12 protein-coding genes and 1 tRNA gene are annotated in these 15,056 nt (G+C 66.7%); 5 read left to right on the plus strand and 8 right to left on the minus strand.

Annotated features, from left to right (window positions below):
• Window positions 1–167 precede the first annotated feature (167 nt).
• Window positions 168–2,030, plus strand: coding sequence for a hypothetical protein (locus tag ACIA1L_RS19830; protein WP_396074277.1), 1,863 nt, complete (start codon window positions 168–170; stop codon window positions 2,028–2,030).
• Window positions 2,031–2,429: 399 nt separating this feature from the next.
• Here the strand turns inward: ACIA1L_RS19830 and ACIA1L_RS19835 are convergent.
• From ACIA1L_RS19835 to ACIA1L_RS19845, 3 genes are all read right to left on the minus strand, one after another.
• Window positions 2,430–2,503 (minus strand) — tRNA-Met (locus ACIA1L_RS19835).
• A gap of 219 nt (window positions 2,504–2,722) precedes the next feature.
• Window positions 2,723–5,695, minus strand: coding sequence for a UPF0182 family protein (locus ACIA1L_RS19840; RefSeq protein WP_396074278.1), 2,973 nt, complete (start codon window positions 5,693–5,695; stop codon window positions 2,723–2,725).
• A gap of 108 nt (window positions 5,696–5,803) precedes the next feature.
• A complete protein-coding gene (locus ACIA1L_RS19845) occupies window positions 5,804–6,835 on the minus strand; it encodes a PDZ domain-containing protein (RefSeq protein WP_396074279.1) in 1,032 nt (343 codons plus the stop codon).
• Between the two features lie 90 nt (window positions 6,836–6,925).
• Between ACIA1L_RS19845 and ACIA1L_RS19850 the strand changes: the two genes are divergently transcribed.
• On the plus strand, window positions 6,926–8,185 hold the full coding sequence (locus ACIA1L_RS19850) for a zinc-dependent metalloprotease (protein ID WP_396074280.1): 1,260 nt from the start codon (window positions 6,926–6,928) through the stop codon (window positions 8,183–8,185).
• Between the two features lie 108 nt (window positions 8,186–8,293).
• On the opposite strand, the gene ACIA1L_RS19855 is transcribed toward ACIA1L_RS19850, so the two are convergent.
• Both ACIA1L_RS19855 and ACIA1L_RS19860 read right to left on the minus strand, forming a co-directional pair.
• Window positions 8,294–8,890 carry a hypothetical protein gene (locus tag ACIA1L_RS19855; RefSeq protein ID WP_396074281.1) on the minus strand — a complete coding sequence of 199 codons (597 nt, stop codon included), beginning with the start codon at window positions 8,888–8,890 and terminating at the stop codon, window positions 8,294–8,296.
• Window positions 8,891–9,102: 212 nt separating this feature from the next.
• Window positions 9,103–9,636 carry a M48 family metallopeptidase gene (locus tag ACIA1L_RS19860; protein WP_396074282.1) on the minus strand — a complete coding sequence of 178 codons (534 nt, stop codon included), beginning with the start codon at window positions 9,634–9,636 and terminating at the stop codon, window positions 9,103–9,105.
• Window positions 9,637–10,353: 717 nt separating this feature from the next.
• Here ACIA1L_RS19860 and ACIA1L_RS19865 point away from each other — a divergent pair.
• The 3 genes from ACIA1L_RS19865 to ACIA1L_RS19875 all read left to right on the plus strand — a co-directional run bounded on the left by ACIA1L_RS19865 (window position 10,354) and on the right by ACIA1L_RS19875 (window position 13,212).
• Window positions 10,354–10,515, plus strand: a complete 162-nt coding sequence (locus ACIA1L_RS19865; protein ID WP_015625326.1) for a DUF5679 domain-containing protein — start codon at window positions 10,354–10,356, stop codon at window positions 10,513–10,515.
• Window positions 10,516–11,036: 521 nt separating this feature from the next.
• Window positions 11,037–11,861, plus strand: coding sequence for a hypothetical protein (locus ACIA1L_RS19870; RefSeq protein WP_396074283.1), 825 nt, complete (start codon window positions 11,037–11,039; stop codon window positions 11,859–11,861).
• 4 nt (window positions 11,862–11,865) lie between these two features.
• Entirely contained in the window at window positions 11,866–13,212 is a 1,347-nt protein-coding gene (locus ACIA1L_RS19875) for an ABC1 kinase family protein (protein WP_396074284.1), read from the plus strand.
• A 752-nt stretch (window positions 13,213–13,964) separates the two neighbouring features.
• Here ACIA1L_RS19875 and ACIA1L_RS19880 read toward each other — a convergent pair.
• From ACIA1L_RS19880 to ACIA1L_RS19890, 3 genes are all read right to left on the minus strand, one after another.
• Window positions 13,965–14,174: a hypothetical protein gene (locus ACIA1L_RS19880; protein ID WP_396074285.1), complete on the minus strand. Its 210-nt coding sequence runs from the start codon at window positions 14,172–14,174 to the stop codon at window positions 13,965–13,967.
• A gap of 1 nt (window position 14,175) precedes the next feature.
• The gene (locus ACIA1L_RS19885; RefSeq protein WP_396074286.1) at window positions 14,176–14,538 is read right to left on the minus strand and encodes a WhiB family transcriptional regulator; all 363 of its coding nucleotides are present in this window, start codon (window positions 14,536–14,538) and stop codon (window positions 14,176–14,178) included.
• Window positions 14,539–14,689: 151 nt separating this feature from the next.
• Complete coding sequence (locus ACIA1L_RS19890) at window positions 14,690–14,989, minus strand: hypothetical protein (RefSeq protein ID WP_396074287.1); 300 nt, start codon at window positions 14,987–14,989, stop codon at window positions 14,690–14,692.
• Window positions 14,990–15,056 lie beyond the last annotated feature (67 nt).

Below are 15,056 nucleotides of genomic sequence, written 5' to 3' on the forward strand. Positions count from 1 at the left end.
GTCAGACGCGCTGGACGCCTACCTGGTGCCGCTGCTGCACCGCAGGTTTGGCCCTCGTCGCGCACCTGTCCACCGACGGCTATGCGGGAACCCTCACCGACCTGCAAGCTGTGGCTTTGACGAGGAAATAGATACCTGTGCAGGAAGTCGAATGATTCCATGCACGCATGACACAACTCACCTTCGGTGAATGCCGAGAAGCCGCCCGTTCCGTCCGAGGTGCGGAGATGGGCGCTGAGGTCAGCGAACACCTACGACCGCGGATAACGGGATTGGTCCGATCGCAGTCACCGATCACCATGCAAATCTATCGAGCGTCGCGTGAAGGGCGGCTGATCTGGCACGGTCCTAACTCTTTCGCAGTGCTGCGCCCGCCCGCGGACCGACCACTCGAGACCACCTCGAGCGTTCTGCGCTGGATCGATCGACAGTGGGAACTGGTTGTCCTTCTCGGTGAGTTCATCATTTTCGTACTGTGGGTTCTGCTCCTGGGAGGTCTACGTGGATCGATCGGCACGATGACCCTCTGGTATGGAGCTGCCTTCGCCGAGCTGCTCCTCTACGCCGTCATTGTCACCGACTGGCTCATCGGGTGGATACGCATGACCTGGCGCGGTCTACGGTCGCTGGCACGGGAAGCTCCACGACTGGATGAGATCGCCGCCGAGTCCTTACCGTACGACCAGTGGTCGATGCTGCTCTGCCACCACGAACAGGACAGCGATGCTGCGACCCTCCTGAATGACGTCGCGAGGCGGTTGATCGTGCTCGCTGGTGACGAGGCGCCGTTGGCCTGCCCGAACAGGGGCGTCACCACCTCGGCCATGCGCAACCACGTCAAGGAGTGGGCTCACGACCTGCCCAGCGGCGTCGAGACTCCGATGATCGGCCTGCGTCTGCCGCGGCGCCGTACGGTCTGGCCATCTCGCCTGGTCGAAACCGGCGCTTTCTTCTTCGCCTACGCTGCGGGCGTGGCCGTCTCGGTGACGGCGATGGCGATACCGGTTTCGGATTGGGAACAGTCCGCGTGCACCATCGGTTGTGCTGACCGGCCCGCAACCTTCATGACCGCGTTGGAATGGGTCTGGCACCGGCTTATCTGGCAAAACCCGGCGGGCTTGCAGGCCGAAACTTTCTGGGCACGCTCGCTCGGCTTCATGATCGGTGGTCTGTTGCCAGCGACAGCACTGGTGGCAATGGCTTCCATCGCCCAAAGCCGAAGGTACTTCCAAAGTCGTCGGACCAGATATGAAGCCATGATGGGGGAAGCGGCCAATCAGGCCCGCCTGTTGATCGTGGTGGCGACACCTGTCGAACGAGACGCTGTCCTCCGGCGAGCGCGAGCCGGCCGAACGGCTGACTTCCCGTTGGACTTCTCGGCGAGGCATCCCGTGTATCGGCTCGGTGTGATCGGCGGCGTCGATGTATTACTTGCCCAGTGCGGCCCCGGCATGACCAGCACCGAATCGGCCGCCTACAGCCTGCCGGAGCTGATCTCCGACTGGACGCCGAACTACGTGATCATGCTGGGAATCTGCTTCGGCCTGCACGAGAAAGAGCAGCAGTTGGGTGACGTGATCGTAGGAACGCGGCTCCAGGTCGTCAATCTGCGGGTGGGCGAGACCGACACGATCGATCGCGGCTATACCGTCGCGGCGGGACACCGCCTGATGGCAGGCTTTGCTGTCGCCTCACCGCCGCCGGGCGCACGACTCTGGTCGGGCACTCTGCTCTCCTGGGACGTCCTGGTCGACTGCACACCGCTGCGTGCCGCCTTGAACCGCTGGTACCAGCATGCCCTCGGCGGCGAGATGGAGGGTGCAGCAGTCTCGGCGGCCTCTATGCGGGCCGACGTGGAATGGATCGTGGTGAAGGGAATCAGCGATTGGGGGTACAACAAGCGTGACGACGCGCAGCAGCTCGCTGCTTCGAATGCGGCCGCGGTGGTCTTCGATACGATCGAGAAAGGAGCGTTCGCCCGCCGGGAAGACGCATCGCGAAGCGGGATCGCCCAACGGCCGCGCTACTGATCGCGGCGTCCTCGCCCGAACCGGGACACACCAGCGCCTTAGGCGCCGATTGCCTTACCCGACAGATGGCCGAAGCCCGGGGCATCGCCGCACACCCCCGTAGGCGTCAGGTGGGCATCCGGACTCGCAGGCTTGTGTGAGCCCCACAGCTGTATCTCGATGATTCGGACCAAGCGAAGGGCTTCATTCCTGGGCGCAAAGCTGGCCGGGCTGATGCGGTCAAAGCCCAACGCGAACAGCGTGTAACTCTGCCGATGCCCCAGAAACCCAGGCAGGCATCCATCGCTGCCATGGGCCGCCGTTTGCCAAGACATGGGATACGACCGCCACGCAAATGCGACTACGACAAAGCCCGTCATCCCTAGCGGGCGACGGGCTTTGGACTACGTTCTTAACTAGTAGCGGGGACAGGATTTGAACCTGCGACCTCTGGGTTATGAGCCCAGCGAGCTACCGAGCTGCTCCACCCCGCGTCGGCTTCTTCACTCTATCCCGTGCACCCCGGCGCCTGCAAAGCGACCCCCCGTAACGCTCGCCACACCTCGAATCGCAGCTCAACGTGGGGTCGCCCGCCGCACGCGACTCCTGCGAAGGTGTGCGTTGCCGGTCAGCCCGAAGCTGTTAGCGGTTGGGCAAGACAGCGGCCCGCCAGCAGGAGTGCCGGCGGGCCGCTGGTAGTGCAGAACGTGGCGCTAGCTGCCGCTGGGCGAAGGCGCCGGCGCTGACGCCGGAGCCGACGCTGGAGTAGAGGCTGGGGCCGAAGGTGGAGTCGTGGCAGGCGCCGGGGCGCCCGCTGCCTTCTGGACGTTCTTGAAATCGGTCATTGCCTTGTCGAGGGCTGCCAGCGCCTGACCATATTTGGCGAAGTCGCCGGACTGCTGGGCCGCCTTCACGTCGGCGATGGCCTTGTCCAGGGCCGCGGCTGCCTGGGCGAGTTGCCCGGTCAGCACCGGCGGCTGAGTGCCCGCGGTGGGCGGGGTGCCGGTGTTGGGGTTGGTGGCTGGCGGCGCCGGCTGGTTCTTTCCCTGGGTGACCAGTTGCTTCAGGCCGGCTTCCAGGTTGTCGGCCAGGACGACGTAGGTGCCGCCGTCGCCGTATGACATGAGCACCTTTTGGAGGAGCGGGACGGCGTCTTGCTGTCCGCTCTTCACGTAGACCGGTTCCACGTAAAGCATGCCGTCACCCACGGGGAGCGAGATCAGGTTGCCGTAGAGCACCTGGGAGTTGCTGTTGTTGGACAGCAGGGTGAGCTCGGAGCGCACGACCGCGTTGTTGGTCATTCGCTGGTGCACCTGGACCGGCCCCTGGATGGCGGTCTGGTCGGGCAGTTCGAGCACTTCCAGTTTCGGCTTGCCCCCCACGTACGAGCCGGAGATCAGCGCGGCCAGGTTGTCTCGGCCGTTCGGGGTGACCGCCGATGTCAGCTGGAAGCGTGGACCGTCCTCTTGGCCCGGGAGCTGCACGTTCAGGTAGTACGGCGGCTGCTTGACACCCTCATCGGGGTTGTCCGGGGCGTTCGGGACCTGCCAGAAGTCCTGGCCGGAGAAGAACGTCGCCGGGTCGGTCACGTGGAACTTGGCCAGCAGGTTGCGCTGCACCTTGAACATGTCCGCCGGGTAGCGGAAGTGCTCCTTCAGCGCCTCCGGCGTCTCTGCCTTCGGCGTGATGAGCTTGCCGCCGAACGCCTGGTTCCAGGCTTTCAGGATCGGGTCGGCCTCGTCGAACTCGTAAAGCTTGACCGTCCCGTCGTACGCATCGACGGTCGCCTTGACCGAGTTGCGCATGTAGTTGATGTTGTCGCGGGCGAGCGCGAACGTGCCCCGGTTGGTGAGCTCGTCCTGCGTCTCTTCCTGCAAGTTGATCCGCTGTGCGTACGGGTACGTCGCCGAGGTCGTGTACCCGTCGAGGATCCACTGGATCTTCCCGTCGACCACGGCCGGGTACGGGTCGCCGTCGATGGTCAAGAACGGTGCGACCTTCTCCACGCGGGAACGGGGGTCCCGGACGTACATCAGCCGGGAGTTGTCGTTCACCGCGTCGGAGAGCAGGAAGTTGCTTTCGGTGTTCTTGATCGCGAAGACGAGCCGGCGGAAGAACGAGCCGATCGGCACACCACCTTCACCGGTGTACGTGTACCGCTCCTCGGAGTTGTTGTCGTTGGGCTGCGGCCGGTCGAACTCGACCTTCTTGGCCTCGTCCGTCTGCCCGACGATCGCGTACTCGGTGGACTGCTCGCCAAAGTAGACGCGCGGCTGCTGCACCGCGATCTCTTCCTTCTCCGAGGCGCAACCGGGCTGCTGCTTATCGCCGAGGAAGCCGGAGACGAAGTACGGCAGACCACCGCAGACGACCCGGTTGGCGGGCGCCGCGACCATGCCGTACCCGTGGGTGAAGACCGTGTGCCGGTTGAGCCAATTCTGCTGCTGCTCGGTCAGCGCCTGGTCGTTGATCTCGCGGACGCCGACGACGTAGTCCTGGGTCTGTTCTCCGACCTTGTAACGGTCCACGTCGAGCTTGGGGCCGAAGTCGTAGAAGCCGCGGACCTGCTGCTGCTGCGTGTATGCCTGGGACACCAGCTGCGGGTCGATGAGCCGTACGGACTTGGCGCTGGGATTCTCGTCGAGCTTGTCCGGCGGCACCGTGCTGGACGCCGGGAAGGCCCGCATTTCGGTGGCACTGAGCCCGAACGCGTCCCGGGTGGCCGCAATCGAGCGGGCGATATAGGGCGCTTCCTTGTCCGCCAGGCTCGGCTGGACCTGGAAGTTCTGCACGGCCAGCGGGTAGATGCCGCCGATCGCCACCGCGGAAATAGCCAGCAGGGCGAGCGAAACACCAGGCCACACGAGGTTCCGCATGACCGCGTTGGAGAACACGATGATCGCGATGGCGACCACGATCGAGATGTACGCCAGGATCTCCTTGGCGGGCAGCAGGGCATTCACGTCGGTATAGCCGGCCCCGTAGAGGCCGGGTGAGACGTGCTGCTCGAGCAGGAGTGCCCGCCGGTCGAGGACGTAGGCGACCGCCTTGAGCAGCACGAAGATCGCCACCAGGCTGGTCAGATGAGCACGGGCCGCCGACGTCATCCGGTCACCGACGCCCTGCAGCCGCACACCGCCGAACACGTAATGCACGGCAAGCGCGCCAATCACCGACAGCACGACAACGGTGAAGCCCACGCCGAGCACGTAGCGCAGCAGCGGGTACTCGAAGATGTAGAAGCCGATGTCCTTGTTGAACTGCGGATCGGTCACGCCGAAGGGCTGGGCGTTCGTGTAGAGCATCCAGTCCTTCCAGCGGCCTTGCGCGGAAAGGCCGCCGAAGAACCCGATCACCACCGCGACCACGGAGATCCAAGTGCCGAGGCGGGGCTGGATCACCATCCGGTAGCGCTCGAGCGTGGCCTGCTCAGCCGAGTGCGGCCGCAGCAGCGGCCGAAGGCGGTAGGCAAGGTAGAGGTTCGCCGCGAGGATCAGCGCCATGGCGAGACCGATCGCAAGGAAGAGCAGGAGGCGGGTCACCAGAACACCCGAGTAGACCCCGGTGAAGGAGACCTCGTCGAACCACAGGTAGTCGGTGTAGGCGTCGATGCCCCAGCCCAGCAACGTGAAGAGGAGGAAGACCCCCACGAGGACGCCGACGGTCACACGACCGCGCCGGCTCATCCTCGGTAGAGGACTGTTACGCATGACCAACGGGAACCCCACAAAGTCTCAAGACTGGTCTTCACTCTAGGGTGTTGCGTCGTTTCGCTTAGGGCGCCTGTGGATATCTCACGAGGCCGGGCACGGCTTCGGCGTACCCCCGGACGTAAATGTCTGCACCGCCGTGAGCGCGTCCTTGACCGTGGCGACCTCCGCCATCGCCAGGTCGGGCACCGCGTTCCGCAGCGCTTCGGCGCAGTTGTCGGCCGGAACCAGGAAGAGCTGTGCTCCCGCCTTCTTGGCACCGACCAGTTTCTGCGGGATGCCGCCGATCGGCCCGACGTTGCCCTCGTCGTCGATCGTGCCCGTACCCGCAATGATCTTGCCGCCGGTCAGATCCTCGGGTTTGAGCTTGTCGATGATGCCCAGGGTGAACATCAGCCCGGCGCTGGGGCCGCCGATCTCGTCGAGGTCGATGGCGATCGTGAACGGGGCCGACTGCTTCTTGTCCACCGCCACGCCGATCCGAGGTCCGGAGTTGGTGCCGCCGGCTTCCTTCGTGGTGACCTGCGCGGTCCCCGGCTTCCCCGCCCGGGTGTAGGCAATCGTCAGCGCGGCGCCCACCGGCTTGGCCCGCACCAGCTCGGTGAGCTTGGCGGGGCTGGTGACCGGCGTGCCGTCGACGGTGTCGATCGTGTCGTCCTTCTGCAGTTTGCCCGCCGAAGCGCCATCCGCGACCACCTCGGTGACAAACACCTGCACCGGGTAGCCGAGCTCGCGCAGCGCGACCGTCTCGGCGCTGGTCTGCGAGGACTTGAACTCCTCGGCGTTCTTCTGCTCGATCTGCGCCTCGCTGCGATCCGGCGGGTAGATCACGTCACGGGGCACCACTGCTTCTTCGTCACTGAACCAGCCACGGATCGCCCACACCAGCTCCACGCTGGGCTGGACCCCTACGGTGGTCAACCGGAGCTGACCCGCACTGGTCGAGGTCTGCCCCTTCGTCACCTGGATGACCTCTTTGCCGTTGTCCGATCCGAGCGTGTTGACCGTCGGGCCGGGCTTGAGCACGACATACGGCAGGGGCAAGGCCATGACTCCGACTGCCAGCAGTGCGGTGATCAGGGCGCCGAGGATGACCGTGACACCGCGACGTCTCATGCGCGTGACCGTATCAACCAACCCTGAGTTCTCTCTGAGCTGACACCGGCAACGGGCAATACCGGCTCGGACCCGCGTACCGTTGGGGACGTGCCTGATATCCCGTTCGGCTTCAGCCTGCCGGGCGCCCAGCCGCCCGATCCCTCCGATCCGCAGCAGATGCAGCAGTTCATGAATCAGCTGCAGCAGATGTTCGCCGCGCCGGGAAGCGGCCCGGTCAACTGGGATCTGGCCCGCCAAGTGGCGGCCAGCCAGCTGAGCGCGACCGGCGACCCCTCCGTGAACATGTACGAGCACCATGCCGTCTCCGAGGCCCTCCGGCTCGCCGACCTGTGGCTCGACCCGGTGTCCTCACTGCCGTCAGGTGTGCGCGACGCAACCGCCTGGAACCGCAACGAGTGGGTCTACAACACCCTGGACGTCTGGAAGAAGCTGTGTGACCCGATCGCGGGCCGCATGGTGGGCGCAATGGGCGATCTGGTCCCCGAGGAGGCCCGAGCCCAGCTCGGCCCCATGCAGTCGATGGTCGCGACCCTCGGCGGCGCGCTCTTCGGCGGCCAGCTCGGCCAGGCGCTCGGCCAGCTCGCCGCGGAGGTGCTCTCGGCCGGCGACATCGGTCTCCCGCTCGGCCCGGGTGGCACGGCAGCGCTCATCCCGTCCAACATCAAGACCTACGGCGACGGCCTGGAGATCCCTGAGGACCAGGTCAGGCTCTATGTGGCGCTGCGCGAAGCCGCCCATCAGCGCCTGTTCCAGCACGTCCCCTGGCTGCGTGCCCACGTGCTCAACGCGGTGGAAACCTACGCCAATGGCATCACCGTCAACCGTGAGGCGATCGAGGAGGCCATGAGCCGCGTCGACCCCGCCGACCCGGAGTCGATGCAGGCGATGGCGCTCGAGGGCATTTTCACCCCAGAAGACACGCCGCAGCAGAAGGCAAGCCTGGCCCGCCTGGAAACCGCGCTCGCTCTGATCGAGGGCTGGGTCGGCCACGTCGTGGACAGCGCCGCGGGTGACCGGCTCCCGTCGGTGGCAATGCTCAGCGAAGCGTTCCGCCGCCGCCGTGCCGCTGGTGGCCCGGCTGAGCAGACCTTCGCCGCCCTGGTCGGCCTCGAACTGCGCCCCCGCCGCCTCCGTGAAGCAGGCGCCTTGTGGACCGCGGTCACCGAGGCCCGCGGCGTGCAAGGTCGCGACTCTCTCTGGGACCACCCCGATTTGCTGCCGACCGACGAGGACTTCGCTGACCCGCAGAAGTTCGCCAGCAGCCAGTCGGACTGGGACATCTCTGAGCTCGAAAACCTAGGCAAGGACGACTCCGGAAATAACGACGAGCCAGGATCAAAATCCTGATGTCGTAGCTGTGTGGGTGGCGCGGACCGCCATTCGCCGGTGCACCCTTGATGCCGTCCGGCCCGTCAGGGCCGGGCGGCATCTGAGTCGGGCCGCATCTGGATCCCGTCAGCCCCCAAGTAATGCCCGGGTGTTCTCCCATCCCTCCAGGGCGGGATCGAGGGTGGCTAGATCCGCTGGCCCGCGGAGGCGGTGCCACTCCGGTGTCGATTCCACGAGACTTGGCTGCGGCGCGTTTCTCCGCACCGCCATCGGGCTGGCTGCCTCCAGATCGGTGTCGGCCAACCAATCCGGCACCGGAAGGTTCGCAGCGACTGCCAGAGCTCCGCCGCTCGGTCCGCCCGGGGCCACGGCGACCGGCTTCCCGCTTAACGGCCGCAGCAACTTTCCCAAGATCATGCCCGGCACGTCAGCGGCATCGGCAGCCAGCACGGCTGCCTGCTCAAAGCCATCCCGTGCCGCAGCGGCAAACACGGGCAACACGGTCGCGGTCGGCACTTCATAGATCGGCATCCCGGGCCAGGCAATCTCTCGCGCCAATGCCAGATCGGCCGCGGTCGCCGCGATCGCCGGCTCGGCCTGCGACAACCGGGCCAGCAGATCCACCACGTCCTCAGCCAGGGCGGCTCGCCACGCCACCGCGTCGATCCCGGGCGGACTCCATGGCACGGGACCCAGCAACGCCACCACGACTCGTTTGGTCACCCGAGCACCGTAGCGACTTCGGCAGAGCTGCCTCGATGGCTATCCACAGGCACAGCCGCCTCAGCCACAAACGTGGGCTATCACGCCGCCGACCTGCGGTTAGTTATCCACAGCTGCGGGCACCGATGCCGGCGGCGACTGAGAAGAGGCTGCGGTGCAGTCCCGCGACTGCAGAGGACCACGAGGATCAGCAAGCGCGCGTTGGTGCGCGGTCAATCGTCTGCGAGCACCAGACCCGTTGCGGCGGAGATGCCCTCTAGGTAGCCGCGGGCGCGTTCAGCCTTCGGATACCGGTTGACCAGTTCCCAGAAGGCGGCGTTGTGACTCGGCACGACCAGGTGCGCCAGCTCGTGCAACAGCACGTAGTCGATCACCCAGTCGGGCATCTCCTGGATCCGGTGCGAGATGCGGATCGTGCCGTCGTCGGGCGTACACGACCCCCAGCGCCCGTTTTGATTGGTGACCCACCGCACGCTGGCCGGAACGATGTCGTGGGTATGGTCGCTGAGGTAGCGGGCGATCAGCTTCTGCGCGCGCCCCAGCAGCTCGTTGTCCGTCCGCCCGACGCGCTCTTCGCGAGCGGCCAACCGGGCGAGCATCCGCGCCACCCACTCAGTCTCCTCTGCCCGGGAGAACCGATCGGGAATGAGGACGACGACCCGCTCGCCCTCGCGGTACGCGGACACCGTACGACGACGGCGCTGGCTACGCCGCACTTCGACGACAGGCTTACGCGTCCTGCCCATTATCGGCTCGCGTGGCCCACACTCGGCTTCACATTGCGACGTTAATCGGTCAGGCCCAGGTCGCCGCAAGGGTACGGCAAACGACACGCACCCAAAATGTGAGCTTTGCCCCAGAAAATCCGAAAAGATTTTGCAAGCCGGCAACAAGGCACCGTGGACCGCGCCACGCTACACCCCTCCCAAGTCTCCGCTCCGGCGCCCCTCAAACCTCGTTCGCTTCGATCTTTGTCCGGCAATCCTGAACAGCTTCACGGACCGCCACGCCCTCCAACGCTTCCGCACCTCAGTAGTTCCCGACAGTTCCGGGCTTGCAGCATGCGGGCTCCGTCGTCACCCCACACCTCCGGCTCTCCGGGCCGTTCACTGACCTGACACTGCGTCGTGTGCGATTCGACGCTTGGCGTACCTTTTCGACCGCTCTGAAGTAATTCGTCGGCGTGTCCGCCCGTATCTGCTTAAAAAGGGACACTACGACCGGCAAACTCACGACGTCGACGTCACCGCCGACGCTGCGCTGACATGGAAATGGCCGGACCTGGGTAGTGACCGCCCCGAGCGGGTGGCCACATCCACGTGGTCGCGGAGCGGTCCAGCGCCGAACACAGATCGCGGCCTGTCGCCGCGAGCAGGGCCCCGGACGGGTCCAGGTCCCCTCAAGGACCTGACCACATCCGGGCAATCGGGCCGACCCGGCCGACAACATGACGAGGAGGAACCGTGGCCGACAACACCTACAACGGCTACTGCGTGAAGTGCAAGGAGAAGCGCGACTTCCAGGGCACCGTCGAGGTCTCGAAGACCGGCATGAACATGGCCAAGGGCAAGTGCCCGGTCTGCGGCACGACGGTGAACCGCATCCTGGGCAAGGCGAAGGCCTGACCGGACGCTACGAAAGGCGGGGGTGGCAGCTGCCACCCCCGCCTTCGTCACGCCCCGCGGATGCCGGCGGGGTGTGATCGCCGGGATTCACCCGCCCGGGTCGTCACCAGTGATCGAGTAAACACGTTAAGTAGTTGTCCACCTCCGCTCCGCAGCCTGTGGATAACTCAGCCCAGCCTGTGGACAGCCGAGCACGAGCGCCTGCGCGGCCTGTGGATAACGAACTCGCTCCGAATTGGGTTCATGACAACCTGTCACCCATGAGCGCCCCTCCTCTCGTCCGTCCCACCCTTGTCCCTGGCCTCGTCCGCACCTGGCGCGGCAGCTCAACGCTGCAATTGGGCCGTCAACCCGACCACGCCGTTCTGGTCGACCTGCCCGATCCGAATACTGCCCAGCTGCTCACACTGCTGGATGGGTCCCGAACCCAACGCGATGTCTTGCGCCGGGCTCCCCGGTTGGGCATATCCCCCACGGACGCCGCTGCTCTGCTTGAATCCCTCACTCGCGTCGGACTGGTCGTGCCTGCGCACACCCTCTATCCCGCCAGCGGAGACGCCGCCCAGCTGTCCGGCGAGGCAGCGACATTGGTTCTCCGGCAGCCCTTCAACCAGGGCGCCGGTGAATCAGCCGCAGCGGTGCTGAGGCGGCGGCGAACCGCACGGATTACCGTCCGAGGACGCGGCAGGCTCGGCGCCGGGATCGCGGTCGGCCTGGCCGAGTCGGGCATCGGCCACGTCCACGCCGACCTCTTGGGTGCCGTCACCCATCAAGACCGGATAGCCGGCCCCCTGCGCGAGGCCACGCTCGGCTCCCCACTCAATAGGGCGGTCGACGAAGCCGTCCTGCGTGCCGTTCCCACGACCGGCACCCGTGCGGTCCGCCGTGGCGGCACGCGCTTGGTCGTTCAGCTGGGTCACGACCAGCCCACCGCTCTGCTAGCCGCTGGGTACGCACAACGGCGTCAGCCGCACCTGGCCGTGGCGATCCGGGAGGCAACCGCCGTCATCGGCCCACTGGTTCCGGCTCACGGTGGCCCCTGCCTCAACTGCCTGGATCTCCACCGTCGCGAGCGAAACCCGGATGTCGACCGGCCCACGCCCGGTCCTCGGGACGGCGAGCCTTGCGCGGCTGCCACCGTGCTCGCCGCTACCGCGTACGCCGTGGCGCAGGTGCTGGAGTTCATCGACGGGCAGAAACCGGCCACCGAGGGCGCCGAGATCGAGATCGGGGCACCCGGACGGATCCGACGCCGCAGTTGGGTGCCGCATCCGTGGTGTTTCTGTGTAGGAACGCGAGGGCGATCCGCGCAGGGCGGTCGAACGCCGCCGCACCGGGCACAATGATCTGGTGACCGACATCCCGCGTCGTGCGGCAGCCCGAACCGCGAAGCTCGCAGCACTGCCCCTCGGTTTCGCCGGGCGGACAATGCTGGGGCTCGGTAAGCGGGTTACCGGAATCGCCACCGACGTCATCTCCGCCGACATCCAGCAGCGCACCGCCGAACAGCTGTTCAGCGTCCTGGGACAGCTCAAGGGCGGAGCCATGAAGTTCGGCCAGGCGCTATCGGTGTTCGAGGCCGCCATGCCTGAAGAGATGGCCGGGCCGTACCGACAGGCATTGACGAAGCTGCAAGAAGCGGCGCCGCCGATGCCGGTCGCCAGCGTGCACAAGGCTCTCGCCGAGCAGCTGGGGGAGGATTGGCGGGAGAATTTCGCCGAGTTCGATGACAGCCCAGCGGCCGCCGCCAGCATCGGCCAGGTGCATAAGGCCGTCTGGAAACTGCCGCCCACCCGCAAGGGCGCCAAGCCGAAGACGCTCACTGTCGCCGTCAAGGTGCAATACCCGGGTGCCGGAGAAGCCCTTCTCGCTGACCTCAAACAGCTGGGCCGGCTCGCTGGAATGTTCAAGATCATCCAGCCGGGCATGGACATGAAGCCGTTGCTCACAGAGCTCCGCGAGCGCATTACCGAAGAGCTCGACTACGCGATGGAGGCGGAGTCACAAAAAGCGTTCGCCGCCGCATTCACCAACGATCCCGAGATCTACGTGCCCAGGGTCGTCGCCTCGGCACCGCGGGTATTGGTCACCGAATGGGTCGACGGCACGCCGTTGTCCAAGGTCATCAGTGACGGCACGCAGGCAGAACGCGACGAGGCCGGCCGACTCATGGCCACGCTGCATTTCTCGGCGCCCGCCCGAGCCGGCCTCCTGCACGCCGACCCGCACCCGGGCAACTTCCGTATCCTGCCCGACGGCCGCCTCGGAGTCATCGACTTCGGCGCGGTCGCCCGGCTCCCCGACGGCCACCCCGAACCGATCGGCCGCCTCGTCCGCCTTGCCCTCGACGGCAACGCCGCCGGAGTCGCCGACGGTCTCCGCGAGGAAGGCTTCATCAAGCCTGATGACGAACTCGACGCTCAAGCGGTCCTCGACTTCCTCCGCCCGATGATCGAGCCGGTGGCCGTCCCGAAATTCCGCTTCACCCGCAGCTGGATCCGCTCCGAAGCCACGCGCCTTTCCAGCCCGCGATCGCCTGCCTTCCAACTCAGCCGCAAACTCAACCTCCCCCCGTCCTACCTCCTCATCCACCGCGTCACCCTCGGCTCGATCGGTGTCCTCTGCCAGCTCGAAGCCGAAGCCCCCTACCGGGAGATCCTGGAGGAATGGCTCCCCGGCTTCGCCCCCGTGGACTAACTCAAACAACAAATTGTCCGGCGCCACCCCCAGGATGGCCGCCGGGGTGGCCACCGGTGGGCAGCGTCCGGACGGGCCGGTAGTGGGGTCTGAGTTCGGCTCGGAGGCCGCCTTGCTGTGCCTGGACTCACGTTCAGGGGAGCACGGTTGCTCAACTGCGGCTCACACCGACCAAGCCCCGCCCGAGCAGCCCCAGCCCCAGTCCGAGCCCGCCCCAGCCCCAGCCCGGCACCTGCCCTAGCCCCAGTGCCGCCCGCGCCCCAGCCCCAGCACCGCCCACGCCCAAGCCCCAGCTCCAGCGCCGCCCGCGCCCCAGCCCCAGCACCAGCGCCGCCCGCGCCCCAGCCCAGCTCCAGCGCCGCCACGCCCCAGCCCCAGTGCCGCCCACGCCCCAGCCCCAGTGCCGCCCCAGCCCCAGCACCGCCCACGCCCCAGCTCCGGCGCCGCCCACGCCCCAGCCCCAGTGCCGCCCCAGGCCCAGCCCCAGCACCGCCCTAGCCCCAGCACCGCCCGCGCCCAGCCCCAGCACCGCCCGCGCCCAGCCCCAGCAACGCCCGCGCCTTAGCCCAGCGCCAGCCCAGGCCCGAGCAGCCCGAGTCCGAGTCCGAGACGCCCCAGCCCCAGCCCCGGTCCGAGTCATCTCCAGCCCCTAACCCCCGCCCAGCTCCAGCTCCAGCTCCGCCTAGCTCCAGCAACAAAGAAAGGCCCCGCCCGCAGCGAGCTGCGGACGGGGCCGGGCGATTCGTGGTGGATCAGAGGCGTCCACCCAGTTCGGATGCGGTCCGGTGCCGGGCCGACATAGCGATCTGGCGTGCGGGACGGTGCGCCTCAGGGTGGTAGTCGGCCTGAGGCCGACGCATTCGTGCTCGGGAGAGCGCTTCTTGGATGAGTTTCAGCTTGGTGGTTCCGCTCGAGCTCATGGTGGTGATTTCCGTCTTCCGGTAAGGGGTGGTGGTGGTCATGTCATGCAGCCAGTCGAACTGAGCTGCGGCTGTCGAGGCCGTTGGCCGCGAGCCGCTCCTTCACCTCGACCGCCAGTTCGGCGTCGCGGGCGACGTCGACCTTGCGGGGGCGGCCACGGGGCCGCTTGCGCGGTACGACGGCGCCACGCTCGAAGATTTCGCCGCCCCAGACGCCCCAGGGCTCGTTGCGCTCGACCGCGCCGGCGAGGCATTCGACGCGCAGCGGGCAGTCCCCGCAGAGCGACTTGGCCAGTTCCAGCTGGGCCGGGGCGTCCGAGAACCAAAGGTCCGGGTCGAACTTCCGACAGGGCAGGTTTGCCTCGATCTCGACGCTCACGTCGAGGGGGGCCAGCGCCAGACTCATAAAGCCCGGTCACCTCTCTCTTTCTCTACTTCGATCTTGGTTGATCGGTGGTGCTGTGTGCCGTACCGGCCGGTGGGCCGGGCAAAAAATTGAGGCCGCGGATCCCGGTTAGGGGTTCCGCGGCCTCGAGGTGAGCCGGAGGTCTGATGACTCAGACCGGCCTTCCTCGAGGCGGGACACCGCTGGCTTCATCCATCAGTCGCTTGACGGCGAGGCCATTGCTGCCCACGAACCCACTGGTCCCGTTGCTTCCATCGACGGTCACCGGAATCCGGACCAGCTCGGCCTGGATCTGGACCTGGTGCGCCTGCGAAGCGGAGCCCAGTGCGGCCGCCAAGCGCGCCACGGGGACATAGGCCTCCGGGGCGGGGACTGGCAGCAGCGAGACGGACGGAGCGCAGGAAGCAGCAAGCAGCGTCGACGGTCGCTCGATCGTGTAGTCGATCCTCATCGGTGCCACCTCCATCGCTTCCACTCGTGTCCTAAACCCCGTCCGAGCAGGTCGCTCGTCAAGGTGT

Source organism: Actinoplanes sp. NPDC051859, assembly GCF_044452725.1.
Lineage (GTDB): Bacteria > Actinomycetota > Actinomycetes > Mycobacteriales > Micromonosporaceae > Actinoplanes.

Coding starts and splice junctions, on each gene's coding strand:
- ACIA1L_RS19830 (WP_396074277.1), top strand. CDS start 168: ATGACACAACTCACCTTCGGTGAATGCCGAGAAGCCGCCCGTTCCGTC.
- ACIA1L_RS19890 (WP_396074287.1), bottom strand. CDS start 14,989: ATGAGGATCGACTACACGATCGAGCGACCGTCGACGCTGCTTGCTGCT.
- ACIA1L_RS19840 (WP_396074278.1), bottom strand. CDS start 5,695: ATGAGCCGGCGCGGTCGTGTGACCGTCGGCGTCCTCGTGGGGGTCTTC.
- ACIA1L_RS19885 (WP_396074286.1), bottom strand. CDS start 14,538: ATGAGTCTGGCGCTGGCCCCCCTCGACGTGAGCGTCGAGATCGAGGCA.
- ACIA1L_RS19880 (WP_396074285.1), bottom strand. CDS start 14,174: ATGACCACCACCACCCCTTACCGGAAGACGGAAATCACCACCATGAGC.
- ACIA1L_RS19860 (WP_396074282.1), bottom strand. CDS start 9,636: ATGGGCAGGACGCGTAAGCCTGTCGTCGAAGTGCGGCGTAGCCAGCGC.
- ACIA1L_RS19845 (WP_396074279.1), bottom strand. CDS start 6,835: ATGAGACGTCGCGGTGTCACGGTCATCCTCGGCGCCCTGATCACCGCA.